Origin of the sequence: Granulicella mallensis MP5ACTX8, from assembly GCF_000178955.2 — a bacterium.
GTDB lineage: Bacteria > Acidobacteriota > Terriglobia > Terriglobales > Acidobacteriaceae > Granulicella > Granulicella mallensis.
Window position 1 is genome coordinate 2,802,291 of record NC_016631.1, and the last position, 26,012, is coordinate 2,828,302.

A 26,012-nucleotide genomic window follows, 5' to 3' on the forward strand; every position below is an offset into this window, starting at 1 on the left:
GTGCCATACATGAAACGAAGGCTCTACGTTATTACCGATTTGCAGCAGCGTTGCGCCTTTTTGGGGTGCTCGGGGCCCTCCCCGTTAGTTAACAGGGGAGGTGAAACTGCGGCATTTGTTGCGCGATCTCTTCTGGGGAGAGGAAGCGGACCCCATATTTTTCGAAGATTTCCATGGTCTTCGTGAGGTCCATCGTTGCGTAGGTGAACACTTCGTCGGTGGGAATCTCCATCTTTTGCGCCGGGATATTCATTTGGTTTACGGCGTTCAAAAAGCCACCTGGGGTGATGAAGGTCAGGACTTCGATCTCATCCGATTGCACCAGGAATGCATGCGGATTGCCTTTGGGGAGAAACATGCATTCCCCGGAGGCAACGTCGAATCTTTGGCCTTCTGTGTAGACCGCCATACTTCCCTTGAGGACGTAAAAAAACTCATCATCTCGCTCATGGACATGAGGTGGAGGTTCGGTCCCCTTTCTCATCTTTCCCAAGATAAGATCGAAGGCTCCACCGGTATCGGTTTCACCGGCGAGTTGGCTGACTAAGATTCCCTTGTACCAACTGGAATTTTCCAGGGCGGGCGAACGTTTGAAGGCTTTTGGGGTAGGCAATTGTGGGAGCATGGTTCCTTTCGTGTCGGGCGCAAAGATGTCTAGATACTGAACACTCAACTCGGTAATAAATTCCATGGGCGCACATTAATCAACATGGCGTTCGTGCCATAAATGAAACGAACGCTTTGCGCGACAGACAAGGTGCTGAACTCGATGGGATAGCACGATGCTTCCTGCGAAGCACGTTATACCAACAAGAAAGGCGCCCGTTACGGGCGCCTTTCTTGTTGCATGCAATGTTTAGGGCTTTGCTTTCTCTATCTCTACGCCGAAGACGTAGGTTGGACCGAACATGTTGGAGCGGAAGATGATCATCTTGCCGTCCGGCGTGAAGCTTACGTTGGGTTCGAGGGCGTAGTTGTGCTTCGACATGTTGACCAGGCGCTCCGCGTGGAGCACGCCGGGTTGCACGAAGTCCTTGCTCTGCAGGCCTGTGTTCTTTAGGAGCTCCGGATGGAAGAGGTAGATCCATTCGCCGTCGTGGGCCTTGGCTACCTGGCCAGGGTCGCCACCGTCGCCGGTGAAGAGTTCGCCATCCTTGTAGACGTTGAAGTGGATCGACCATTCGTTGCGGTCCATGTGATACCAACGGCGCTCGCCGTTGGTCAGGTTTAGAGAGGCGAGGAAGAAGTCCTGGCCCTTGGGTGTCTGCAGGTCGTAGTAGACGGTTTCGCCGTTCTGTCCCCAGAACTCGTGGCCCGCAATCTCCATGGCCATGTGGCGCTGGTGCATGAGTTGGTTATGCGTGCCGTCCGTGCGGATGGTCCAGATGCGGTCTACAGCTTGCCATGGGCCTTCGTGGCAGTACATCAGCACGCTGGGATCGCTGGGGGAGAAGAGCAGGTGGTTGACCCAGTCGGTGCTGTGCAGCAGGGGAGTGATCTTGCCGTTGCCGGTGAGGTCGAGCGTGTAGAGCACGAGTGGGATGCGCGCGGCGAGGCGGCGCTCCATCATCTCGCCTTTATTCGCAGCCTGTTCCAGCGGGCTGGTCTGGGGGCTGATGGTTGGAGTGGACTTGCCATCGTTATGTCCGAACTGCTCGTTCGGGCGGTCGACCTCGTCGTAGGTTCCTGCCGCAAGAGTCTCGTCGGCGTTCACGGTCGAGATATTGCCGTGCGGGGGAATTTTTGCGAGGAGCTTCGTCTCGCCGGTGTCGACGTTGGTTTTGTAGATCGCGTTCTCTTCGGGCTTGATATAGAAGATGCTCGGCGTCTTGTGGCCCACGATGATGGTGTGCAGCATGCCCTTCACCACGGAGCGGGTCTTGTGCGTCGTGAGGTCCAGCACATGGATGCCGTCCGGCGCGGTGTAGACCATCTCGTGGCCGTCCGGCGTGTAGCCGTTCACGTTGAAGTAGAAGCTTGCGGAGCCAGGTTCATCGGTCAGTCGAATCACGCGGTGTCCGGTGTCTTTATCGATCCAGGTCTTGGGCGGGTTGGCGCGTTCCTCTGCCGTCGGCATCTTGTCGGCAGCTCGTGTGTCAGGATGCGCTTGTGCGAACGCGATCGAGGAACAGAGCATCGTAGCGGCGAACGAAATTCGGTAGAGCGAACGGAAGTGCATACAGACTCCTGTAGCAAGAACACGGATAGAAAGCGATTTACAGAAAGAAAGGCCTCGGGCACAAGATACGTGCCCGAGGCTTGAGGAGGCACCACAGTGTTAGAAGTTGATGTGACCCGCGAACTGGAAGTCGCGGGAGTTAGCCATTGCTCCGGTAATGACACCGAAGGAGTTTCCGGCCGCAGAGCCCGGAGCACCCCACGTAGCCGACGGATTCGACAGGGTGGCATGGTTCGCAACGTTGAGGCAATCGACCTCGGCTACGAATTGCAAGCGGTTCCAGATGCCGAACGTCCGGCGCAGGCTGACGTCATCTTTCCAGAAGTACGGGTTACGCAAACCATAAGGAGCCGTGCGGGGCGCGTTGCCGAGCTTGTTGTAGTTGGTGCTGAGGTTCGAGCTAAAGGCTGTCGGAGCGCTGAAGGCGGCCGGGTTGATGTATTGAGTATTGAACTTGCGGTAGCCCTTCTGGATGCGAGGGTTGCCGGTAAAGTTCGGGTTAAGATCTACCTCGCAGGTGCCTGCGTTCGGCGCATTGCAACCGCCGTACGAGACTACAAACGGTGTGCCGCTGGTGAACTGATAGATCGTGGACAACTGCCAGCCACTGGCGAGAGCCCGTACGACGAAGTGATCTCCGCCCATGTGTCCCTTGCCGAACGGCAGCTCCCACAAGCCGTAAGCCGAGACGTTGTGGGTCATATCGGTTGTGGTGAGGGAACGCTCGATACGATTCTGGTGATACGCCTGTGAGGTGCGAGAGACCGATCCCGAGGGCAGGTCGAAGCCTGAGCGGAAGGTGCCGTCGTCACCGATATTGCGCGACCAGGTGTAGTTGAAGGTATAGGAGAGACCGTGAGAGGCACGCTGCGCAAGGGAGGCCTGCAGCGAGTTGTAGCTGATGTTCGCCACGTTCTGGCCCCAGGTATCGGAGAGGCCGTTGTATTGCGGGAAGGCAACCAGCGTTTGAGCGATGGTTGCCTGGGTTCCCGCCGATGAAATCGCCGCGTATGGGAGCTTGTAACCGGGCATCGCATTCTCGGCGATCTGGACGTTGGCTGGAGTTGCCTTCGCGCCGAGTAGAGGGTTCTTGCCCGTGGAGTCAGCTACCCCACCCAGTGCCACCATGTACTTTGGATCGAGCTGATTGGTCCAGTAGCCGCGCGGGTTGGAGCCGCCTGCCAGCAGGAAGTGGCTCTGTGTGCCGGCATAGTTCAACGTGAGGGTCAGGTTATTGTTCAGGGCTTGTTGAATGCCGGCATTGAAGAGCGCGAACTCGGGGGCGCGGCCGGAGAGGTAAGGATCGGCATAGCCTGGGCCAGTACCTGTCGAGCCTGTCGTGCCGTAGTAGCTGGTCAGCAGCGTCTGGGCAGCGGCGTTCTGCTGCGGCAGTGCGGGCAACGTGTATCCGGGGCCACCGTATTGAGTATTGCCTATGCCCAGGTTCTGGAATGCCATGCTGTTGTTCAGGTAGTACGAAGGCCCTGGGGCTCCATTGGAAGTCGTCGTGATTTCCGTAGGCGTTGTAGCACTGGTATTGAAGCCTGTCTGGCCTGTACCGGTACCTGCACCGCCACGACCGCCGACACCGCCGCCAATCGAGTAGACCAGGCCATAGCCAGCTCTAAGCACGGTTGTCGGGTTTAAGGAGTAAGCCAGACCGACACGCGGTCCGAAGTTCTTCCACCATGTCTGCACCGGCGTGCGGCAGTTGCAGCTTACGCCAGGGCCGCCGTGATTGCCGGCAAACTGAAGTTCGCCCATGTTCCCGGTAATGGCGTTCTGGAGGTTCGGATTCATGAAGCTCCACCGATCCTGTACCTCGTGGAAGGGAGGGAAGTAATCCCAGCGCAGACCTATATTGACAGTCAGGTTCGGGGTCACCTTCCAGACATCTGCGACGTACGGAGAGGTGTCGTGATAGCGGCCACCGGTCTCCGATACTGCCTGCAGTCCGATGTTGGATTGGCTTGCCGCACCCAGCAGGTAGCTGGCATACGAGAAGCCGCTTGGTCCAGGACTATCCGCTACATTCTTTACGCCCAGGCTGCTTGCGGCATTTGGCGAAACAATCCCGTTAAGGACCGCGGCTGTTGAATTCGCCGAAAATCCAAGTTGATAAACGCCTGAAGCTCCGAGCTGTGCGGCGACGTTATCCTCCAGCCATTGTGTGGTGAAACCCAGCGTAAGGCTGTGCTTCCCCTTGGTGATCATGAAGTTGTCCAGCAGGGTGAAGGTATTGGGGATTGTGGTCTGCGTCGCTCCGCTGGCTCCGTTCGACGTCCAGGTTGCGAGTTGTGCTGCGTTCGCGGTGGTTGTGGCGAAGCTTACTTCCGGAAACTCCGTGGAGGCCTGGCCGTCCGGCAAGCCTGTGATGCCGAGGTCTGCCGCTGCGCGGTAGGGTGCCACTCCATCGGTCAGATTCGTGATCGGTTGTCCAAAACGATTGAAGGCGAACTTCAACTGGTTGGTCATGCTGTTGGAGATCTGCCAGGCATGTTCGATGTCGGTCACGACAGGTGTAATCGTGGCGTACCCGCCAGCGGTGTAGGGCAGCGGAAGAACGACACCGGCTACGGTCGGCACCGCATTCGAGCCAACGGTGAAGGGTACATTCTTGCGGACGCCATAGGCGATGACATAGGAAAGACGTTGCTTCGAGGTTAGATCGAAGTCGGCTCGTCCCGCGATCTCCCAGTTGTCGTAACCGCTGGGTACGCCGCCAAAGTAGTTGTTCACTGTATTGGTGTTGGCGTAGTTGGTGGGTAGATAGCTCTGCATCTGGATGGCCAGCGGCGACTGTTCATTCAAGGGAATGGTGTTATTGGCAAACTGCTTGCGGCATACGGTTGAGTTCCCGTAGGCCGAGCATGACCCGTCCGTGGTTGGGTCGTAGATCGGGACCTTGAGCTCACTGAAGTTGCCCTGCCGCATAAGCGCCGTTGGAATTGTCAGGAAGTTAGGATTGATGCCGTTGCGGCCGTGATATTTGTCGTAGGTCACATAGAAGAAGCCGTGCTTCTTCATGAACGGAATGGGGCCGCCGCCGGAGGCAACGTACTCTGACTGGTGCTCGTCGGGCTTGGGCGAGGGGATGGTCTGGCCGGCTTCGTTGACTGCCGTTGCGTCCTTCGAGGCAAAGCTCCAGGTGTCGAACATGCGTGCACGAACGTAAGTGGCCGCCGAGCCGTGATATTGGTTGGAGCCGGATTTCAGCGAGAAGTTGATAATGCCTGCGCCCTGGTACTCGGCATCGGGTGTGCTGGTAACGACCTGAAACTGGTCGATGGATTCGACGGGAAGCGCGTTTGCAACGACACGGTTGTCGCCCTGCTGATTGATCGTCGTTACGGGGATACCGTCGACATAGACCGCGGCGAGATAGTTGCCGGTACCGCCGATGATGGGAGCGCGAGCACCGCCTTGGACTCCGGGAACGAGGACGGCGAAGGCCGTCGGATCACGCTGCTGCCCGCTCATCTGGAGGGGTAGGTTGGCGTAGGTCTTGTTTTCCATCACGGCGCCAAGAACGGCATTCGTTGTTTCCAACGCGGGGGGAGCGTCGGTTACTGTGACCTCCGTCGATTCCGAACCGACAGAGAGTGTGAGGTTCAGGCCGGTGAGCTTGAGCGCGTCTACGGCGAGATTCTTCTGGGTCGATTCCTGAAAGCCCTTGGCCTTGACGGACACGGTATAGACACCGGGAAGGATGGGGGAGATCGTATAGAGTCCGTCGCTGGAGGCTACGCGCGATGTTGCAACCCCTGTGGCCACGTTGGTCGCGGTGACAACGGCTCCTGGAACGGCGGCGCCCGTCGGATCGACGACCGTGCCCTGAATGCCGGCTTCACCGCCTGTCTGCGCTTGTAATGTTGCCGAACCGAAGAGGACCAGGCTGAAGATGCATGCGAAGAGGAACAAGATATCTTTCGCTCGCGAACAAGGGATTTTACTGAAACGCTTGTTGGGCGTGCTTACGTTGAGTGAAGACATGGTTCCTCCGAACGGGGTTACGTGCAATTGGTTCTCAGCCACAAAACCTTACGTGTCGCCAACAAGAGATGTCAATAGAAAAATTGTTCCTGTATAAAGATGCGACGGGTGTGGGGAAGCTTGCAGGCGTGTGGGGGAAGGGCGATTGCGGCGGGCGTTGGTTTGGGGGTTGATTGGGGTTTAGATTGGGGCCTTTTGTGTGCAGCCGAAAGAAGGCCCGGGCCTAAAGGCCACATCTTTACTAGGCCTGAATTCCGTAGCCTAAAGGCTACGGCTCCCTCCGACTCCCTGACGCTAAAGCGTCAGGGAATGCGCTTCGCGCTGTAGTGAAGGCCATGGTCGTATTGAAGGCTATGGCTGTAGTGAAAGTGGTCATTGTTCAGCGAGCTAAGAACTCGGGATTCTGGTTAGCGCAATACGAGTACTTCGGTGGCATAGGGGGCAAGTGTTAGGGGAAGGCTCTGCTGGTTGCGGCCAGTTGAGTGGGCTTCTTTGATAGGGGTAATCGTTCCGGTTTGTGGGTCCCATACTTCTACCCGGGTGCCGCGTCCGCGCAGGATGAGTTGGTTGTTCAGGGGCTGGTTCGATTCGTTGAAGAGCAGGAATAAGGTGGCGTTCTTCAACGTGCGGTGCGTGAAGCGTAGTGCGGGGTCGGCGTTGGCGAGCGACAGTGTGCTGGGAGGAAGGGCCTTCTGGAGGGTTGAAAGGAGTGCCGGTGGCACGATGAGTGGGGCTGGTGGCGACGTGGGCGGTTGGGCCGGAGGGGTGGGCGTTGGGGGAAGATCACCCTCGACGAGGGTGGCCCAGGCGAAGTCTTCGGGATGGGCGGCGCGTGCTTCCAGATCGTTCTGCCCGCCGATAAAGCCGGGGGCTGCGCCAAGGAACACCACGTGTCCGCCGGTAGCGGCGAAGTGCTTCAGGCGATCGACGACTGCGGCCGGAAGCAATGCGGCGTGCGGCACCAGAACGGTTCGGTAGCGATTGCCGCTGAGGCTGAGGAAGGCGCCGGGTTCGGTCTTCAGCAGGGAACCGATCGCATCTTCATCCACGATATCGAAGTCAATCTGATGTTCGGAGAGCAGGCGCTCGGTGGAGACGAAGGTGTCGTCGGCTTTGGCATCGCCCATCCAGAGGGATTCGGCGGGGAGCAGCAGGGCGACGTCGGCGGCGGGGTGGCCGCTGCTCATCAGGTAGCTCAGCCGGCTGGTGTACTGCATGAGCGCCGGGTAGCCGGGGTCGCGCATGAACTCCATCGGGCCGCCGCGTCCGGGAGTGCTGGTGGCGGGGAAGTACATGGTCTCTACCTGGTTTACGCCGCGCACGAACTGCTCGTTCAGGATGTAGCGTGCCAGCGTGATGTCGGGTAAGGGACGATAGGCTGCGAAGCTTTCGGTGAAGGCGCGCGGGTGTCCGTAGACGTGGGCCGCCGACGACGCGAGGCGGGGGTAGTCGGAGATGGTGTCGGTCCAGATCTGGTGCCAGATCGCATCGATGCCGGGGACCTGCACGTAGCGCATGTCGCGGAAGAAGTCGCCTTCGCTGTGCGCGAGTTGAAGCTGCATCTCTTCGTGATTCAGGTGCACCTGATACTCGAGCCCGTTGGCTGCGCACCAGTCGGCCTGAGGCTTGAAGAAGCCATCGCGAAAGAGGTTGGCGAAGATGTCGTAGTAGTCGGCGCGGGCACGGAGCTGGCGTGGGGTTAGCTCCGCGTTCTTGCCTTGCAGGAACACTGCGAGGAAGGGACGTATGTCGTAGCCTTTGGCCGCCTGAAAGTGGGCGAAGAACTGCGGCGTCCAGGGGAGGCCGTTGATGGAGTAGTCGGGTTCATCGCCGCGGAATCCCAGGATGGTCTTGCCGAACTCGTCGCCTACGGCCTTCTTGTAGCCTTCGTGGGTGTAGGCGAGGTACTGTGCGGTGGCGGTGGGGTCGAGGTAATCTTCGAGCGATTGCGAGGTGTCTTTGACTCGCTTGGGGTTGGTGTCCGAACGCGTGGGCGAGGTGCGGAAGGCATGTTCTACGACGTAGACGGTCCACTTGCCAGCAGGTGCGGTCCAATGTGCATGACCGTTCTCGATGGGGATCTGTACGGTCTCGCCGTTGGGTGACTGGATTGCGGTTACGGCCACGGTGCCGGGTTCGACAGCCTGATCGAAGATTCCGCCGGCGGCGATCTGTGTTGGATTGCTGGTGACGAGCGCCTGCATGCGGAGCTCGGGATGTTCAGCGGTGAACTTGCCACCGGCGAAACCGCTTGGGTAGCCTGCGTCATCCACGATCCAGACGCGCATGTTGCGCTTCTTGGCTTCGAGGACGAACTGGCGGAAGAAGCGGAAGTACTCCGGCGAAAGATAGGGGCGGTCGGCGCCGTAGCCGTCCTGCACGGTGACCGCGCGGAAGCCGAGGCTGCGCATCGTGTCGAGGTCGTGCTGCACGGTCTCTAGTGTGACGGGGCCGTTGAGGCCGTAGTAGGGTTCCGGGCCGTACTCGGGTGGTGGGGTGGTCCAGAGGGACTGTAGCTGGTCGATGGTTGGTGTATTCAACGTTTGCCAGGGATGGGGCGCCGGGGCCTGTGCGTTGGAGAGGCTCGCGAACAGAAGTAAGGAGGGTATAACAAAGACTCTCTTGAGGGGCATCCACATAGGGATCACTGGACTTTTCTCCGAATCCTAATTCCGAGGGTAGGTGGAATCGCGTCCATGATACAGGAAGAGAGTGGAAACTATTTCTCATATGAAGCAGAATGCTTCGGTCGAGCATGCTCAGAGCTTGTGACTTTTGAATTATCCAGAGTGGAGGCAGAGGTGGATTACGCGGCACAGATCCTAGCCCCGCAGGGGCGGCTCCATCACAGCCCAGGGTGAAACCCTGGGTTACGGAATGACCACAGAATTGAGCCCTGAAAGGGCGATCTATTCGTGGGTACCTCAATAGGTCGCCCTTTCAGGGCTCTACGTCGTCTTAGCACAATAACCCAGGGTTTCACCCTGGGCTGTGATGGAGCCGCCCCTGCGGGGCTGGGATTTGCGCCCCTTCAGGATGATCTGCGCCGCTTCAGGATATAGGTGGGATCGAAAGAGCCACATCAGACCGTTTGTGATGATGTTCTATATAGCCAGGTGGTTATATAAGCTTTCGATAGGGCAGAGCCAGCAGTTCGTTGACCAGCGTCGATAGTTTTTTCAAATCGTCGGAGGTCTGGCGGCCTATGGTCTGTGCGTCCGCAGCCGTATGGCCTTCCGCCGCCATATACAGGATGTTGGTCAGGCTCTGCAGGGGATTATTGATCTTGTGCGCAAGGTCGTTGGCCATGGCAGCGGCGGCGGTGGCGCTTGCCTGTTCGAGCAATAGCTTCTGTTGCTGCTGCTGGCGAACGCCCATGGCGGCGAAGTCGGCGAGCACCTGCATCATGCGGCAGTCGTCCTGATCGAAGGCTTCGGTGCGGCCGTGGGCCATGATAAAGATGGTTCCGCGCGTTTTGCCTGCCTCCCAGGGAAGCAGAATGCCGTCCGTCACGGGAGGCGCTTCGATGCCCATGATGTCGAAGAATCGCTTTCCTACGCGAAAGAGTTGAGGCTGTCCGCGTTCCAAGCAGATACCGCAGGCACTGGGATAACGCGGGAGCATGGCGCCCAAATAACCGGTATATTGACCGGCGGTTGCGACCCAGTGGTAGAAGTCGTGTTCGGTCCGGTCTTCTTTCTCGATGCTGATGCCCGCGCTGTCCGCACCGCAGAGCTCGACGGCGGCGTTGGCCAGCTCCAGCAGGATGGTGTCGGGGTTTTCGACGAAGGCGTGGGCGATGCGTTGCATTCCCTCCATCTGGATGGCGACATCACGGATGTGTACGCGCCTGGCTGCAAATGCTGCATCACTCTGGGCGTTGATTACTTCCAGGCCGGTATCAGCAGCTGTATCCATATCGACCTTTCGAGACGTGCGGGATTTCTTTACCTTACTCGCTCCCTGGCGGAATTTTCAGAATACTTTATCGGTGGCCCTCCTGGTGATGGCAGGGATGCGGCGGGTTCTAGGGCGTGTCATCAAACTATTCTTGGATCGAAAGTTGAGCTATGCGTAGTTTGATGAGCCACGAATCGGAAGGGCCCGGTTTCAACCGGGCCGAAAAGGCTGGGTCAAAGCTTCTTTCCACTCTGCCGAAGGCTGAAGCGAGACGTAGCCGGAGCGACTGAATTGCTTTCTTTGATTGTGGCAAAACGAGTGGCCGCATCCTCAAAAGTGTCCCCGGTGGTCCTTGTGCAGCTTGGGCTGCACGAAAGAAGGCAATTCAGTCGTTGCGCCATTCGGGCTTCACTTCGGCCTTCGGCAGAGTGGAAAGAGCCTTTAAATGCTGCTTTTGTGGCACGGTTGAAACCGTGCCCTTCCGATTTGTGCCTCAATAAACTGATTGCACAGTTCGAGCATCCTTCACGTGCAGTTTGATATCACGCCTAGCGAAGTTTGTAGGGTGACGGTGGTACTTCAACCAGAGGGTGTTTGGCGGGAGCGGGAATCTGTGTTGCTCCTTCGAGCCCGTGACCCGTTACGTTCGCGAGACTCAGCAGCGGTCCGGTGTAACCGGTCACGGAGACATTCTTGATGGCGACGTTGCGCGCGTTTGCGATCGAGATTCCTTTGGCGCAGGTTCCGGAGATTCCCTGAAGGACTAAGCCGTCGAGCATCTTGCCGGAGTCAGTGTTTATTGCTTCGACGAGTACCGGGGCGTCCTGGACACGGATGTTTTCGAAGCGGAAGTTGCGGAAGAGCGGCAGGCCTTCCAGGCCCGGAACAGGATCGGCGTCCTGAATTCCGGCGTTGGTCTGATCGATGCGCAGGAAGCCCATGCGCATCCTGGCGGCGTCCATATCGCGGACCGTGAGGTTCTCGATGAACGCGCCGCGGCCGATGCGGCTCTTAATGTAGATCGCGTACTTGTACACGCTGGTGATGTGGCAGTGCTCAATGATGACGTTCCGGATTCCGGCGGAGGACTCGGTGCCGATGCCCAGGCAGGCGAAACCGCGGCCTTCCAGGGTGCAGTTGGTGATACGGACGTCCTCGGTCGGGCGGTTCATCGTGTAGGCTTCTTCGCCACGGCCCGACTTCAGCGAGATGCAGTCGTCGCCGGAGGCGATGTCGCATGAGTCGATCAGGACGTGGCGGCAGGAGTCGATGTCGATGCCGTCTCCATTGGTCTTTGTGCTGCGAATGGTGAGGTTGCGGAAGACGAGGTTGTCGCAGCAGGTGGGGTGGATGGACCACATGTGTGCGTAGCTGGTGGAGATGCCCTCCAGATGCACGCCATCGCAGTTGATGAACTCGAGCAGCGCGGGACGTCGCAGTGGATTGTCTTTGGTGGGCCTGCCCGCGACGGCTTCGTTGCCTTCGATCTTTCCTTCGCCGACGATGGCGATGTTGCGCGCGTCGAGAGCGTGCAACAGGGCAGTGTAGCCCGGAATCCATTTGCCTTCCCAGCGGACCTGCGCGACCGGATAGTGCGCGAGATCGGGGGAGCCGAGCAACGTAGCATCTTTGTCGAGCCGTAGGGTGACGCGGCTGCGCAGGCTGAGGCCTCCGGTGAGATAGCGGCCCGCAGGAATGAGTACCTCTCCTCCGCCCAGCACGTTGCAACGGTCGAGAGCTTGTTGAAGGCTGGCTGTTTCCAGTGTCGATCCGTCGCCTGTGGCTCCGAAGTCTCGAACGTTGAGTTGCAGGGAGGGCGGTGCGGCAGGTTTGGCGGGCTTTTCCGCTGCGAGTGGAAGTACTCTCGCGCCGAGCGATGCGGCCACGCCGGCTTGTACTGCACCTTTCAGGAAGCTGCGCCGGCCGATGCCTTGCTGTCCTTCGTAAGTCATGTTTTCCTCGTTGCTGTTTCAAGTTGTGTGCGAAGGATTACCTGGCGAGTGTGATGGCCAGGAGGCCGAGTACAACGCCGAAGAGTTCGCACTTTAGTTCCAGTTCTGAGAGGTCGCGATGCTCGTCTAGTTCAATCCGCAAGACATTCGCGGAGCCGCCCTCGATAGTCTTGCCGTGGCCTTTGAGGGTGGCGCGGTCCAGCAGTCGCACGGCTCCTGTTTGCAGGTCTACGCGTATCGGGAGCGGTGGCTCCGGTGCGCCAATGGGTTCGAGACGGAAGACGTAGTCGTCGACGAGAAAGTCCTGTTCTACAGGCCACCAGTTTTCCGGAGAGCTTAGAACCAGTTCGGTAGCTGGACCGCCATCCGCATAGTGGACCTGTAACCTGCCAAGCCTTGAACGGGTGGCCTGCGGAAAGGTTGTGCAGGTGAACAGGAGATAGATGGCCTTCGCTCGCCCTGTAAGTTTTACGCGTGCTGTGCTCTGATCGCCTTGCCACTGGGAGAGGAAACAGCAGTTGGGGGAGCTGGCGTTCTGTGGGGTTGAGAAGACGAGGCCATTTAGGATGGGCAGCTTACCTGCAGCGGCGCGGAGCCCTGCATCGTTGAGGGTGGCCTTCTTGTCGAAGTTGGCCCATCCTCCGAGGAGTTTCTCTGGGAGATCGAGCGAGCAGAGCCCAGACTTTGGCGCTGTGTATCCGCGTTTGAAGATATCTCGCACCTGGCCGTGCAGAATGTTCTGCAGATCTACTGTCTCGAAATGCTCTCCGGCTTTTGGAGCCATGCTGGGGTTGAGTGCGGTATTACTCAACACGTTGATCTCCAGGGGGAGCCAGTACCGGCAGGCTCCGTGTTCGACTCGCGTGAAGAAGGTATGTCCCCCGAGGCGATGGGCTTTGCCGTCGCGGAGGCAGCCTTGGGGATCGTCTAGTTGGGTAAGAGGAATTGTCTTCGGCCAGGGGATGGTTTCGCTGAGGTTGCAGACAATCGGATGTGCCGGTGCGAGGAGGGGAGGCTTTCCGTGCCACTTCAACTCGATCTTCCAGCTCTTCGCTGCACTCAGTGGACCTAGTACGAGTTGTGGAGAGCCTACGGCGTCGCTATCGAATACGGCTGTTGCAGGATGCCCATTTACACGAACGATGGGTAGCTCCATCGTGCGAGCTTGTAGATGGAGCGTCAACGTTACTGGCTTTGCGAATCGCGACGTGATGATCCAGACTTCTGCCAGGTCCTCGTGTGTGTAGGTGAGATCGAGTTCGGGATGGTGGAGGCTGGCATGATTCCACTCTGGGGGAAGTTGTGGACGAAGCTTCAACCTGCTCGACGATAGATCGGGAAGGATGCCCCACAGGCCTTCGACGATGGTTCGCGAGGCGCAGCCGATGGGATCTCCGAAGTCTCGCTGCGACTCCTGACGATGAGGATCGAGTTGCAGCGACATGGGGAAGTTGCCGGGACAGAGTCCTCTGTATCCTGCGTCGATCAGGCAGCCGCGAAGCAGGCCGTAGCCCTGCTCGGCCATTCCGGCTTGAAAGAGAGCGAGTGCGGTGTGCAGGTTTTCACCGAGGGCGAGCAAGGTTAGCGACCACTCGTAGGGCATCCAGTCGGAGCATGCGATCTGCCAACCGCCTTCGGGAACATCAGGGCCTGTGACGGGGACTTTACGCACGGCGCGAAGGCGTTCGGTGGCCATCTGCCAGGCTTCTTTCGGAGTTGTGATTTCGCTGTCGATGGCGTGATACAGCGTCCACATCGCGGGGCTTTCGCTGAGGGTTTGCTCGCCCAGCCAATCCTTGCTTTCGGCGAAGGCTCCGCGTTCGGGCATCCACAAGAGCTGGCGCATCGCCGACAAGATTGCGTTCGCTTCTGCGCGATAGGCTGCGGGGTCTTCGCCGATCATCTCGGCGACAGAAGCCATTCCTTGATTGAGGAAGACGTTGTAGGCGGAGGAGTGAGTCGCGCCACCGCCGTTGTATTGCAGGTTGTCGCTGGCCCAGATTGCGGCATAGGCCTCGTAGAGCGGCAGAGGATCTTTCGCAGAGCCGAAGTTGCGGCGGAAGAGCCGTCTCTCCCATGCCGCATGACGCACCAGGGCAGGCCACGTCTCGCGAGCGAAGGCTGCATCGCCCGTCCAGCGAAGATGACGGAGCAGGGCGTCGAAGAAGACGAGGTTCATGTCGTAGTGGTTGTGCGAGAGATCGCCGTTGGAGTGCAGCAGGTTCTCTGTTCTTGTTCCGGCTGAGCCTGCATCGGGCGCGCCTGTTGCAGGTGCGATTCCGGCAAAGCCTTGTGGTGTCGGAAGGCCTCCTGATCCGTTCGTGATTGCCGACACATTTTGCCGGGCGATCCAGCGGCGAAGATGGCGCTGCATCCGGTCGTGGCGTCCTGTCACGTCAAGCGCGTAAGGGCCGCGCCATCCGGCGAGCGGCATTCGCCAGGCGACGGCTCCGTGCATCAGGCAGCCGAGAGCTTCATCCCAGATGGCGTCGGTGGCGATGTTCAGTGCGCCGGCCATTCCATTCAACCAAGGGTCTGGGGTGCTCCAGGTCAGGGCTCCAGCAGTGCGAGCCAGGTCCGCTCGCCGGTGTGCGAAGTCATCGAGTGGCGGCGATGGGAGGCTGGGTTGGGTCGCACCTTCGAGAACGTTGAGGCGCAGTTGGATAGCGCTTCCATTCAGGGCGACACACCCGGTCAGAGCGGGGAACTCGAGCTTCACTGTCTCAGCACCGCTGCTCCAGAGGGCGCTCCAGCCATGGTTCCAGAGAGTGCCATCGCCGATACGCATCTCCGAGGCTTCGGGTGCCTGAAGCTGGATGCGTATCTTGCGCGCGGTTACTTCCGCTTCGGTGCCACGCACAGACCAGAGGTTGTCGCGACACTCTTCCGGCCGGACCTGGAAGAAGCGGCTGACGGGTTCTACTTCGCAGCCGATATCGCCGTTGCGTTTTCCCTTGCGGCCGCTGACTCCGGCGAAGGCCCAAGTGAGTGCGATACCGGAAGGGAGATTCGCTCCGGAGACCTCCACCCAGAGACCTGCGCCGACAGTGAGTACCTCAACGCGCAGCACGGCTTGATTTCCGAGTAGCGCGTCGCGGATCTCATAGAGCAGGCGGCCCTCTATGTATCGCATGGTTACGGATGAGGCCTGAAACAGCCAACGGTCTGCACCGTCCATGCCTGAGACTCCAAGTCTCAGGTTGCCGCCGTGACCCGGCAGGTAGAGAGAGAACTCGGGCAGGTCTCCACCGTCGACGCGAAAGGGAATGTTGGGCCCATAGAGAGGGCGATTGAAGAACTCTGTTCCGTTATGGATGGCGAAGGCGCCGTCCATAACGTTGTAGCGCAGGGGACGAGCCACGTTCGACTCAAGCAGTGGGGTGACGCTGCCGGAGGTGATCTCAGGCGAGCTTGCCTGAGACCGCGGCGGCGGCAAGGCCTGGCCCAGCGCTTGCCGCCATGCGGGAACGAGGGACGACGAAGCGCCGACAGCTGTCGCTGCCGCCAGGAATCTACGCCGAGTCCAGAACCCTTCGTGCATTCGTTCTCCAGGTCTTACTTTCCGCTGGGAGGGGCTTCGGGCTTGAACTTGCGTCCTAGCTCCGTCGTCGATTGAATGTCTGCTGCCGGAGGATTGACGGCCTTCTGCACCTCTACGCCGAAGACGTAGCTGGGGCCGAAGATGTTGCTGGTGAAGATGACGAGTGATTTGTCCGGAGAGAATCGCACGTTCGGCTCCTCGCGATAGTTATGGTGCGCCATGTTGACGAGATGCTCGGAGTGGAAGACGCCGGGATGAAAGAAGTCCGGTCCGGAGAGTGCGCCATCGCTTATCTTGAGCAGCTCCGGATGGAAGAGCTCGATCCATTCGTCATCGGGAGCCTTGGCTACGTGACCGGGATCGCCGCCATCGCCGGTGAAGAGGTCGAGGTCTTTGGTCAGGTTGAAGTGGATGGACCAGTCGTTGCGCGGCATGTTGTAGGCCGTGCGTTCGTGCGTCTTGAGGTTATAGCCGGCGAGATAGAAGACCTCTCCGCGGGGATACTGCCAGTCGTACCAGATGGTCTCGCCATCGAGGCCCCAGAACTCGTGGCCGGCGATCTCCATCAGCATGGTGCGCTTGTGGATGAGCGTGTTCTGGGTGCCGTCGGTGTGGATCATCCAGATGCGGTCGACTTTCTCCCAGGCTCCTTCATGGCAGTACATCAGGAGCTCAGGATCGGTGGGAGAGAACAGCAGGTGATTGACCCAGTCGGTCGAGTGCAGGAGCGTCTTCATGGTGCCCGGCTTTTCTCCGTTGGGTCCGGGCTCGAGTCGCACGGTGAAGAGAACCAGCGGAAGCCGTGCGGCAAGGCGAAGCCGCATCATCTCGCCTTTGTTAGTGGGTTGATAGTGCGGGCCCTGAGTCGCAGGGGTGTCTGTTTTTCCTGGCTTGGGAGGAGCGTTCGAGCCGTACTCTTTGCCGGTGGCATCGCCTTCAATGTAGGTGCCTGCGGCGAGTGTCTCGTCGGCGTTGACGGTGGAGATGCTGGTATGTGGCGGCAGGTCGGTGAGCTTGCGGATGTCGCCGGTGTTCGTGTCGATCTTGTAGACGGTGGTGATGCTCTTATCAGGGCTGGAGACGGTGTAGAAGAGACTGTTTGTTTTGTGGCCTACAACAACCGGATGGGGAGTTCCGGCTGCTCTTGAATCGCCGCCAGGATTGGGCAGCAGCAGGTGGGGCTTGCGTGTGCTGAGGTCGAGGACGTGAACGCCGTCGGGGGCGGTGTAGATCATCTGTTTGGAGTCAGGCGTGTAGGCGTTGACGTTGAAGTAAAAACCGCCGGAGTTGGGTTCGTCGCTTAGCCTCCAGATGCGGTGGCCGGTGTCTTTGTCTACCCAGGAACGTGGAGGGGATTGCGCTAGCGAGAGGAGTGGCGATAAAACGAGTCCGCCGATAGCCAGGGATTGGAAGAGAGACTTCATGAGATGTTCTCCTTGGGGTGAGCGAAGAGCGAGGCTGTGGGCGGCGCTTTCGCTGTTTCGATAATGTGTCTTGAGGGCCAACCGCTCGTGTGATGTGGCTCTCTTCTACTTCTCCCATGCCTTGTCATCTCGACCGGAGGTCGCGCTTTTGCGGACGGAGTGGAGAGACCTGTAGTTTGCTCGTGCAAGCACTATCGCAAGTACCAACACACTGCAGGTCTCTCCACTGCGCATGACGATAAAGCCATCATGCTCCGGTCGAGATGACAATTCTCGGGTAGTTCATAACGCTGACCATGCTTTAGTTGAGACCTGTTACATCGTGGCTGTCGGTGACAGTTACCTTGCTGCCATCGGCGGTGGTGAGAGCGATATCTGAGAAGTTCCAGTTGGCTGCATTCACGATATGTCCGGCTGTCTGGGTTTGCAGGGCGAGGTGATCGAGCTTGAAGCGTTCGAGTGGGGCCTTCGGATGGCCGTCTACCTCGAAGGCGGTCTTTGCGGTGCCCGCGATGTTCCAGATGTGAACGTCATGGAAGTGGGCGATGCCTTTGTCTTCCGGGACTGGGGTGCCCAGGACCTTCCAGTAGCTGGGATAGTCTTTGATCTCCGGCGGGATCGTGGCATAGCTATAGGCCGGGTTCCAGTTCATGATGACGCGGATGGCCACGGCGACATCCTTCAGATCCATATCGTGAATGCGGATGTCCTCTGCCCAGCCGCCACGCGTGTGCGCCGACTTGAAGAGGATGCCAACCGGCACCGGCTTGAGGACCGTGATGCCGTAGGCTTCGACGTTGCGGAAGCCGCCTGAGGTCTCGCTGCCGAAGGTCACTCCGGCGGCTCCGGCGCGGACGACCGAGTCTTTCAGCACGACATCTTCGGTGGGGCGGTTGACGCGCAATCCGTCGGAGTCGCGGCCTGCCTTCAAGCAGAGCGCGTCGTCGTTGACGGAGATGTCGGCGTGCTGCACCAGAATCTTTTTGGAGGAGTCGATGTCGATGCCGTCGGTGCTGGGCCCTTTGCCGTCTTCGTTGTTGCGGATGGTCACTCCGTCTACTTCGATATCGTGCGAGTAGCAGATATGCACGGTCCAGAAGCCTGACCGTTTGAGCATCAGGCCGCTCAGCTTGATGTGGTCGGAGTTGAAGATCTGGACGAGGCGCGGCCGCTTGGCGTCGTAGTCCGCAGCCCAGCGCAGGCCCTTGGGATCGTAGTCACTGCGCAGGGTGCGATAGCTGTCCCAGAAGATCTTGCCGTCACCGTCGATGGTTCCGCCCCCGGTGATGGCAGCGTTTTTTTGCTCGTACACGTTGACGAGAGCGGCGGGCCAGGTCATTTCAATGCCGGCGACGCGTGTTGGCATCAGGGGATAGTCGGTAATCTTCTGCGAGCCGCGAATGGTGGCATCTTTTTCGATCTGGAGAGTTACACCGCTCTTTACGAAGATCGATCCACACAGATAGGTGCCCGCCGGCACGATGACGGTGCCTCCGGAATGCGACGCGGCATCGATGGCGCGCTGAATCGCTGGGGAGTCGAGGGTTGTGCCATCGCCCTTGGCTCCGAAGTCGGACACTTTGAAGATCTTTGCCGCAGGAGCGGCAAAGGCTCCAGCCTCGAAGAGGGGAGCGATCAGCAACAGGCATAGAGCGATGCGCAGGAAGGAGGGCCGAACTAGATTCATTTCATCTCCGGGGGCGAGAGGAGGAGGATAAGGATGAACCGATGGATCGCAGAGCGACTCTGCGATCCATCGGTTATCCCATGTACGTTCGTTAGCAAACTAGAACTCGAAGCGGCCTGCGAACTGCCAGTCACGATTGCCGCTTCCGTTGTTGGTGGTGCCAAAGGCAGAGCTGTTGGTGTCCGTAGACGCGTATCCAAAAGTTACTTTGTTCGTTACGTCGAAGCAATCAGCCTGGAAGGTGAACTTGTACGTTCCGACGATGGGAAACGACTTCCGCAGGCTTGCATTCCAAGCATAGGTTCCTGGGGACCAGAGATCGGCAGGAGCACGACTCGGCACATTGCCGATGAGGTAGTTACCCGTGCTTCCTCCCGTATGCATGAATGCGCCTGTCGGTAGTTTGGACAGAGAGGTCCCCAGGGTTGAGCCATTGATGTAGACAGGCGATACGCCTCCTGCGACATAGTGACTGCCCAGGCTTCCGTTCTGGCGTGCCGAGCCCGAGAAGTTGGGGTTCCAGTCGGGATAGCAGGTTCCCTGACCCAGCACCGACAGGCACGAGCTATCTGTTACCGATACCGGTGCGCCGGAGCTGTACTGATAGGTCGAGGAGAGCTGCCAATCGTTCACGATCGGTCGGGTGAGGAAGTTGCCGCCGCTATACCTGCGCCCTTTGCCGAAAGGTAACTCCCAGACGCCATAAAGCGTGAGCTGCTGCTTGTTCGCATTGCTCTGCCAGGTGTTATCGAGGCTGTGTTCTTTCGCTGTGGTTGTCAGGCCGGAGATCAGGCCTGCTGGGATATCGTAACCGCTGCGAGAGTCGTCCGCGTCTCCTGTGGCGATGGCATAGGTGTAGTTCAGGGTGAATGTGATTCCATTCCATGTTCTCTGGTTGAGAGTCAACTGTAGAGAGTGGTAAGCCGTATTGGCTGCATCAGCCCAGACGTCCGAGATGCTCGAGTATTGAGGGAAAGGACGCAGTGCCTGTGAGATTGTTGCCTTGCTGCCTGCAAATGTTGCGTAGGGAAGACGGAAGCCCGGGAGAATCTTCTGCGCGGCAGCGACGTTCGCGGCGTTGGCAGGCTGGGCGAGCAGGGGACCGAGGCCGTTTGCCCCTCCCAGGAGATATTTGGGATCTAATGCGTCCGTCCAGTAGCCGCGGGGCGCACCGGGAACGAAGTGTCCAAGGCTGCCGACATAGTTCACGCTAAGTGTTGTCCTGTTGGCAACGGAACGTTGCACGCCGATATTGATGTTTTGGAAATAAGGAACCCGGCGACCGAGATAAGGATCTCCGTAACCGATGGTTGAGCCTTGAATGATATTTCCGTTCGCATCCAACTGCGCGCTGGAGTTACCGCTCAACTGGGTGGGATCTGTGTTAGGTAATGTGGGGACGGCACCGGGGAAGGAGCCTGCTCCAAAGACGGTGGGGCCGACCCTGCTTGTATCTCCATCCCAGGAGAAGGCCGCTTCTCCGAGAGAGGTGCCGGAGAGTGTGTTGGTTCCTGAGAAGCCCTGCTGGCTGGGGCCAGTGCGGGCACCGGAGTTATGGCCACCCTCCGCGGCGTCGCGTGCGTACGAGATGCCGTAAGCCGCGCGGATGACGGTCTTCGGGTTGACAGAGTAGGCCACACCGATACGGGGAGCTATGTTCTTCCACCACATCTTGATGGGCGAAGAGCAGTTACAACTGTTCGCGCCATACCCGTAGTACTTGAGAATGCCGGGCGCGCCGCTGATGGGGTTTTTGACGGTGGGGTCAAAGTAGGCGGAACGGTTACGGACTTCTTTGAAGGGAGTCCAGAGATCCCAGCGGATGCCCATATTGATCGTCAGGTTCTTTAGCGCTTTGTAGTCATCCTGAAAGTACGGTGCATAGGTTTTGTAGCGGGCACCTGACTCGGGGATAGCAGTAGTTTGCAGGCTCGAGCTATCTACAGCGCCGAGCAGGAAGCCAGCGTAGGCAACGCCTGTTGTTGAGGTGTCGAGTGTTCCTGCTGATTTATTTCCAGCCGGGAAATAGTTCGCGGTCTCCGTGCTATTGAAGCCATAAGTCATCGGGAAGCTATTGCTGTTATTCGGATACTTGTAATTGTCCTGTAGCCACTGGATCTGACCTCCGAAGGTCATGGAGTGCTTGCCGCGGAGATATTGCATGTTGTCGAGCAGAATGTAGGTGTTGACGACTTCGTTGTTCGAGACCGAGCCGGAGATAGCATGCCAGTTGGTTGGATTATCGGTGCCTCCGGCGAAGGTGACAGCCGGGAAGGTATCGGCTGCCTCTCCAGCAGGGAGTCCCGACAGACCTGCGGCGGTAGCCGTATTCGGTGTGCCGAGAGTGGCATTGACGTCGGGTGCCGCAAGCCGGTTGAAGGCGTACTTGATCTGATTCACCAGGTGGGGAGTGATGGTGTAGCTATGCTCTACATCGCCTGTGATGGAAAACTGAGAGACGTACTCGGCGGTGCCGTAGGGCAAGGGAAGCTTTGAGGTGTAGTCGGGGCCAATGGTCGAGTAGTTGCCGAGAAGAAGGATTCCGGAGAGCCGCTGCTTGTTGCTGATGTTGTAATCAACACGCTCGGCGCTCTTCCAGTAGATTGTTCCGCCCTTGATGGCTGACACGTAGTTGTTGACGAGTGCCGAGTTCGTTGGCGCAGGGAGGGCGGCGGCCAGTGCCTGAGAGATCGGAGAGATGCGGCTCGGATCGATCACGTTGGGTGTGGGGATGCCATTCTTCAAGCCCACGAACTGGTAGCGGCAAGGTACTCCACCGTTGGCTGCAGTGCAGGCTGCAGTTGTTGCGGGATCGTAGATGGGGTACGGATACTGTGAGAAATCGCCGGCTCTAGCCTGCATTGTCGGGACGGTTAGCTGCGTGGGGTTGGGGGTGCTCACGTATTTGAAGTGGTCATAGGTGCCGAAGGCGAAGAGTTTGTCCTTGATGATGGGACCGCCCAGGCTGCCGCCCACTTCCAGTTGGTGCTCGACGGGCTTTACAGGTTGCTTGGTGATGACGTTGACGTTAGCGATAGCTCCCGCGAATCCCCACGTGTCGAAGATGGTGTTGCGGATGTAGCCGAAGAGATTGCCGTGAAACTGATTGGTGCCCGATTTGATGACGTAGTTCTGAATGCCCGCGCCTTCGTACTCGACGGGTGAGCCGCTGGTCTGTACCTGGAACTGCTCTACGGCTTCAGGCGAGACCGTGTAGGCGACGGAGCGGTTGTCTCCCTGTTGTACGGGGGCCGTGAGCGGGATGCCGTCTACGTATACCTCGTCGAGATAGCCTGCGGAGCCGCTGCCGTTGAACTCGCCCGAACGTCCGACGCCACCGTTCACGCCGGGCATCAAGCCTACGAACGAAGTGGGATTGCGTGGCGAACCATTCATGATCAAGGGCAGGTTGGTGTATTCCTTTTGCTCCATCGTCGTACCGAGGGTTGCATTTTCGGTCTCAAGGAGCGGCGGCGCGGTGTCGACGGTGACCGATTCGGTGATCGATCCAAGGGAGAGCTTCGGGTTGTAGCCGATGGTCTGCAGGGCGTCGATGGTGACATGCTCCTGGGTCAAGGCGCTGAAGCCGGGGGCCGATGTCTTGATCGTGTACTGACCGGGTGCGAGCGGCGAAAGCACGTAGTAGCCGGCGCTCGATGTCGTGCGAACGGTGACGGAGTTGTTGTCGACGTTGGTCGCAGTGACGGTCGCTCCGGGAATCGCAGCGCCGGTTGTATCCGTGACGGTACCGGAGATGGCTCCCTGGCCGCCGATCTGTCCCTGCGCGAAGGGGGCGTAGACCAACGCCGAAAGCAGAAGGAGCAACGAGAGAACGTTGCAGGAGAGACGGCAGCGAGAGCGGTTAGATGCGTACATGCTAAACCTCGGCAGAGATGGGGTGAATCCGTTGCAGCTTTTGAGGACGAGGCAGATGTTAGGAGCGCGCTAAAACATTTGTCAATAGGAAAGTTATTTTATGCGTGAAATATATCTGCGAAACTGATACGCTTTGCGCGGAAGATTTAAGGCTGTTCGGACGTCGCCTGATTTTGGCCCGTGGGGCGGAATGGCAGCACTCTATGGAGGCGCAGCTGCGAAAATTTTGCCGGGTGGCGAAAGGGAAAACCGCGTGAATAAAGGGAACACGTTATCTCCGGTGCAGAGGCTCTGCCGTGTAGACGGTTTGAGGCCGGAGTGTTCCTTTTTCCATTTCCGCGCAGCCGGATGGATTCGCCGCATGTGCTGGTTGATGGCTCTTTTGGCGGCGGTTGTTCCGGCGCTGGCCCAGGGAATTCATTTGGAGAGGTTGAAGACGGAGGGGCGAACCGAAGCGTTGGGGCTCGATGAAGCTGCGCCTCGTTTGTCGTGGAGTCTTGCTTCTACTGCCGCCGGAGTTCTGCAGTCGAAGTACAGGGTGTTGGTTGCGACTTCGCCAGAGGGTAGTGAGCGAAGAAGGCCCGATGACCTGGTATGGGATTCGCAGGTTGTGCAGTCTGCAGATCCATACACGCGGTACAAGGGGAAGCCGCTGCAGTCCAGACGACGGTACTTCTGGACCGTCGAGGTGTGGACCGGCTTGCAGCAGAAGCCGATTGCGAAGAGTAGCTGGTTCGAGACCAGCTACATGTCGGAGAGCGAATGGACGGGGCAATGGATTGCCGGTGCGCCGCGGAGGGAAGTGAAACCCACAGCGGCTGAGGGCATCGCGGACGATGCCTGTTGTCGCGCCAGCGACACGCGGCTTACGCCAACGGAGTTCTGCCGGCCGGTGGGTGTCGGCAAGGGAGGGCGGCAGGATACGCAGGGGGAGTGCCTCGAGGTGAGGCCGGTGCCGAGGCTGCGCAAGTCGTTTCTGCTGGAACCGATCGTGCGACATGGGCGCATCCTGCGAGCGCGTCTCTATGCTGCGGGGCTTGGGTATAACGAGATGTCGCTCAATGGGACGACGACTTCTCCCAATGTTCTCGATCCGAACTTTACGAACTATGCGCAGACGGTGCTCTACACGACCTCGGACGTTACGACGCTGCTTCGGCAGCAGGCGAGTGAGGCGACAGAGAATGTGTTGGCTGCGGAGCTTGGATCGGGACAATACGATCAGGATGCCGATGGGGCGAACTGGGCCTACATCACTGCGGAGTGGAGAGGGAGGCCGCGTCTTCGCGCCAGCCTGTACGTCACCTATGAGGATGGGACGGAGCAGCGAATCGATTCGGATGGCTCATGGCAGAAGTCGGAGGCAGGGCCTATCCGGTATGCGGGGCTCTATCGAGGCGAGACCTACGATGCGAGGCTGGAACAGCGTGGTTGGGATCGACCTGGCTTCGATGCTTCCGGCTGGTTGCCCGTGGAGAGGGTAGAAACGCCTCAAGGGACGCTGCGTGCGGCGATGGGAACACCGACGCGCGTGGTCGCGGAGCGGCCGGCGGGAAGACGAACGACTCTGCGGCCTGGAGTGTTTGTCTACGATACGGGGCAGGAGCGCGCCGGGTGGGCGACGATCAGCGTCGCTGGGGTGCCGGCAGGAACGGCGATTGAAGTTCACTACTCCGACCAGACCGATAAGAGTGGAGAGGTGAATTCTTCGGGTTGCTGTATCGCCGGGCAGGTGCAGACCGATTACTACATCGCGAAGGGCACAGGCACGCGGGAACATCCGGAGATGTATGCTCCGCGCTTCAGCTACAAGGGGTTTCAGTACATCGAACTCAGTGCTCTGCATGAGGCTCCGTTGCCTGACTCCGCAGAGGTTCGTGTCGTCTCGGTGCAGGAGGTGCGTACGGACTTGCCTGTGGCAGGGACGTTTATTAGCGCAAATCCCAGGCTCAACCGGCTGGAACAGATGGTGCGCGGCTCGATAGCCGAGAACTATGTGGGCGGTATTATCACGGATACTCCCGAGTATGAGAAGAATGCGTGGACCGGAGATGCTGCATTGACGGCTCCGACGGCGTCGCTGCTCTTCGATACGGAGCAGCAGTATCGGAAGAGCTTCGTCGATATGCGCGATGCACAGCAGAGCAGCGGTGAGTTGACGCTGCTGGCGCCCGGAGCGCAGGGGTATGGACGTATCGGCGGATTTGGGAAGTCGGCGAGTTGCTGTGGGGCGACTCCTGTGTGGGATGCGTTCTGGTTTGTGCTGCCGTGGGAGTCATATCAGCGGTACGGCGATCTGCGGTCGCTGGAAGAGACGTATCCGTTGATGAAGAGATATCTGCGGGAGTGGGTTCCGCGTTGGGTCAACAAGGACGGGGATGATTCGCCGTACACGCTGCGCGCGGGGCTGGGGGACTGGGACCCTCCCAAGGGCAGAGAAGGTGAAGGGCCTACGGCTATTTCTATTCCGCCTGCGGTCTATAGCTCGACGACGGCTTACTATGCCTATCTCACTTCTATCGCTGCCGATAGTGCTCGTGCGTTAGGAAAGATGGAAGAGGCTGGGGCCTTTGATGCTGACTTCGCGAAGATTCGTGAGGCCTACAACGCGAAGTGGTGGGATGTGAAGCTTGGCTATTATCACGAGGCCTCGGACAAGACGCTTTATCAGGAACAGCAGGTGGTGCCGCTGGCGTTCGGGCTGGTTCCTGAAGGCGAGCGCGTTGAATTGGAGCGCAAGCTGATCGCGGACGTTCTTGATACGCGAGCAGGGCATGAAGAGGTGGGCATCGTCGGCGCGCGTTGGATACTGCCTGTGCTCAGCAGGGCTGCGGAGGAGGGGATTCCGCGGGCTGCAGATGCGGCTTACACGATTGCGACGCAGCGCACCTATCCCAGCTATGGCTATTGGATGGATGCCGGTTGGACCACGCTGGGAGAGACGTGGGAGCTGACCAGCCGCACTCGCACGCACCATATGTATGGATCGGTGGGGCAGTGGATGTACGAGAATCTTGCGGGGATTCGAGTGGCACAGCCCGGGTATCGCGAGATTCTGTTTTCGCCGATTCTTCCGGAGAAACTACAGTCTGCCTCCGCGACGTACGACAGTGTTCGCGGGCCTATTCGGGCCTCCTGGAAGAGGACGGGTTGCAGTGTGCTGTTTACGTTCAGCGTTCCACCGAATGCTACGGCGGTTGCGTCATTGCCGGTGACCGGGGAAGAGAGCGTGCTGCAGGTTGGTTCTATTGTTCACGCACATGTGACGACTGTTGGAAGAACGGCATTTCGGAGTTCCTATCGTTTTGGTTCCGGGATTTACAGCTTTGAGCGTAGAGAGAAGTCGAAGAGTTCAAGCCATTGTGTTGAGGATGTGCCCACTTCGGCTTCCTCAGGAAAAGATGTGCAGGCAGCGACAGCAGATTCCCTTCGGGAATGACAGAAAGAAAAGCAAAAGCCT

Annotated in this window: 11 protein-coding genes; 1 reads left to right on the forward strand and 10 read right to left on the reverse strand. The window is 58.9% G+C overall.

Features of this window, described 5'->3' with window-relative positions:
- Positions 1-88: 88 nt before the first annotated feature.
- The 10 genes from ACIX8_RS11550 to ACIX8_RS11595 form a co-directional block, all read right to left on the reverse strand.
- Positions 89-691, reverse strand: a complete 603-nt coding sequence (locus ACIX8_RS11550) for a cupin domain-containing protein (RefSeq protein ID WP_014265518.1) — start codon at positions 689-691, stop codon at positions 89-91.
- 165 nt (positions 692-856) lie between these two features.
- Positions 857-2,179: an oligogalacturonate lyase family protein gene (locus ACIX8_RS11555; protein ID WP_014265519.1), complete on the reverse strand. Its 1,323-nt coding sequence runs from the start codon at positions 2,177-2,179 to the stop codon at positions 857-859.
- 99 nt (positions 2,180-2,278) lie between these two features.
- A complete protein-coding gene (locus ACIX8_RS11560) occupies positions 2,279-6,100 on the reverse strand; it encodes a carboxypeptidase-like regulatory domain-containing protein (RefSeq protein ID WP_223295521.1) in 3,822 nt (1,273 codons plus the stop codon).
- A 479-nt stretch (positions 6,101-6,579) separates the two neighbouring features.
- Entirely contained in the window at positions 6,580-8,712 is a 2,133-nt protein-coding gene (locus tag ACIX8_RS11565) for a glycosyl hydrolase (RefSeq protein ID WP_223295522.1), read from the reverse strand.
- Between the two features lie 580 nt (positions 8,713-9,292).
- Positions 9,293-10,090 (reverse strand): GAF domain-containing protein, encoded by a 798-nt coding sequence (locus ACIX8_RS11570; protein WP_014265522.1) that lies wholly within the window; start codon positions 10,088-10,090, stop codon positions 9,293-9,295.
- A gap of 530 nt (positions 10,091-10,620) precedes the next feature.
- Positions 10,621-12,024 carry a glycoside hydrolase family 28 protein gene (locus ACIX8_RS11575; protein WP_014265523.1) on the reverse strand — a complete coding sequence of 468 codons (1,404 nt, stop codon included), beginning with the start codon at positions 12,022-12,024 and terminating at the stop codon, positions 10,621-10,623.
- A gap of 37 nt (positions 12,025-12,061) precedes the next feature.
- Complete coding sequence (locus tag ACIX8_RS11580) at positions 12,062-15,565, reverse strand: DUF4450 domain-containing protein (RefSeq protein ID WP_014265524.1); 3,504 nt, start codon at positions 15,563-15,565, stop codon at positions 12,062-12,064.
- A gap of 14 nt (positions 15,566-15,579) precedes the next feature.
- Positions 15,580-16,989 (reverse strand): oligogalacturonate lyase family protein, encoded by a 1,410-nt coding sequence (locus ACIX8_RS11585; RefSeq protein WP_014265525.1) that lies wholly within the window; start codon positions 16,987-16,989, stop codon positions 15,580-15,582.
- 301 nt (positions 16,990-17,290) lie between these two features.
- Positions 17,291-18,676: a glycoside hydrolase family 28 protein gene (locus tag ACIX8_RS11590; protein ID WP_014265526.1), complete on the reverse strand. Its 1,386-nt coding sequence runs from the start codon at positions 18,674-18,676 to the stop codon at positions 17,291-17,293.
- A gap of 99 nt (positions 18,677-18,775) precedes the next feature.
- Complete coding sequence (locus ACIX8_RS11595) at positions 18,776-22,552, reverse strand: carboxypeptidase-like regulatory domain-containing protein (RefSeq protein ID WP_014265527.1); 3,777 nt, start codon at positions 22,550-22,552, stop codon at positions 18,776-18,778.
- Positions 22,553-22,805: 253 nt separating this feature from the next.
- Here ACIX8_RS11595 and ACIX8_RS11600 point away from each other — a divergent pair, with 253 nt between their 5' ends.
- The gene (locus tag ACIX8_RS11600; protein ID WP_190273770.1) at positions 22,806-25,991 is read left to right on the forward strand and encodes an alpha-L-rhamnosidase; all 3,186 of its coding nucleotides are present in this window, start codon (positions 22,806-22,808) and stop codon (positions 25,989-25,991) included.
- The last annotated feature ends 21 nt before the right edge of the window (positions 25,992-26,012 follow it).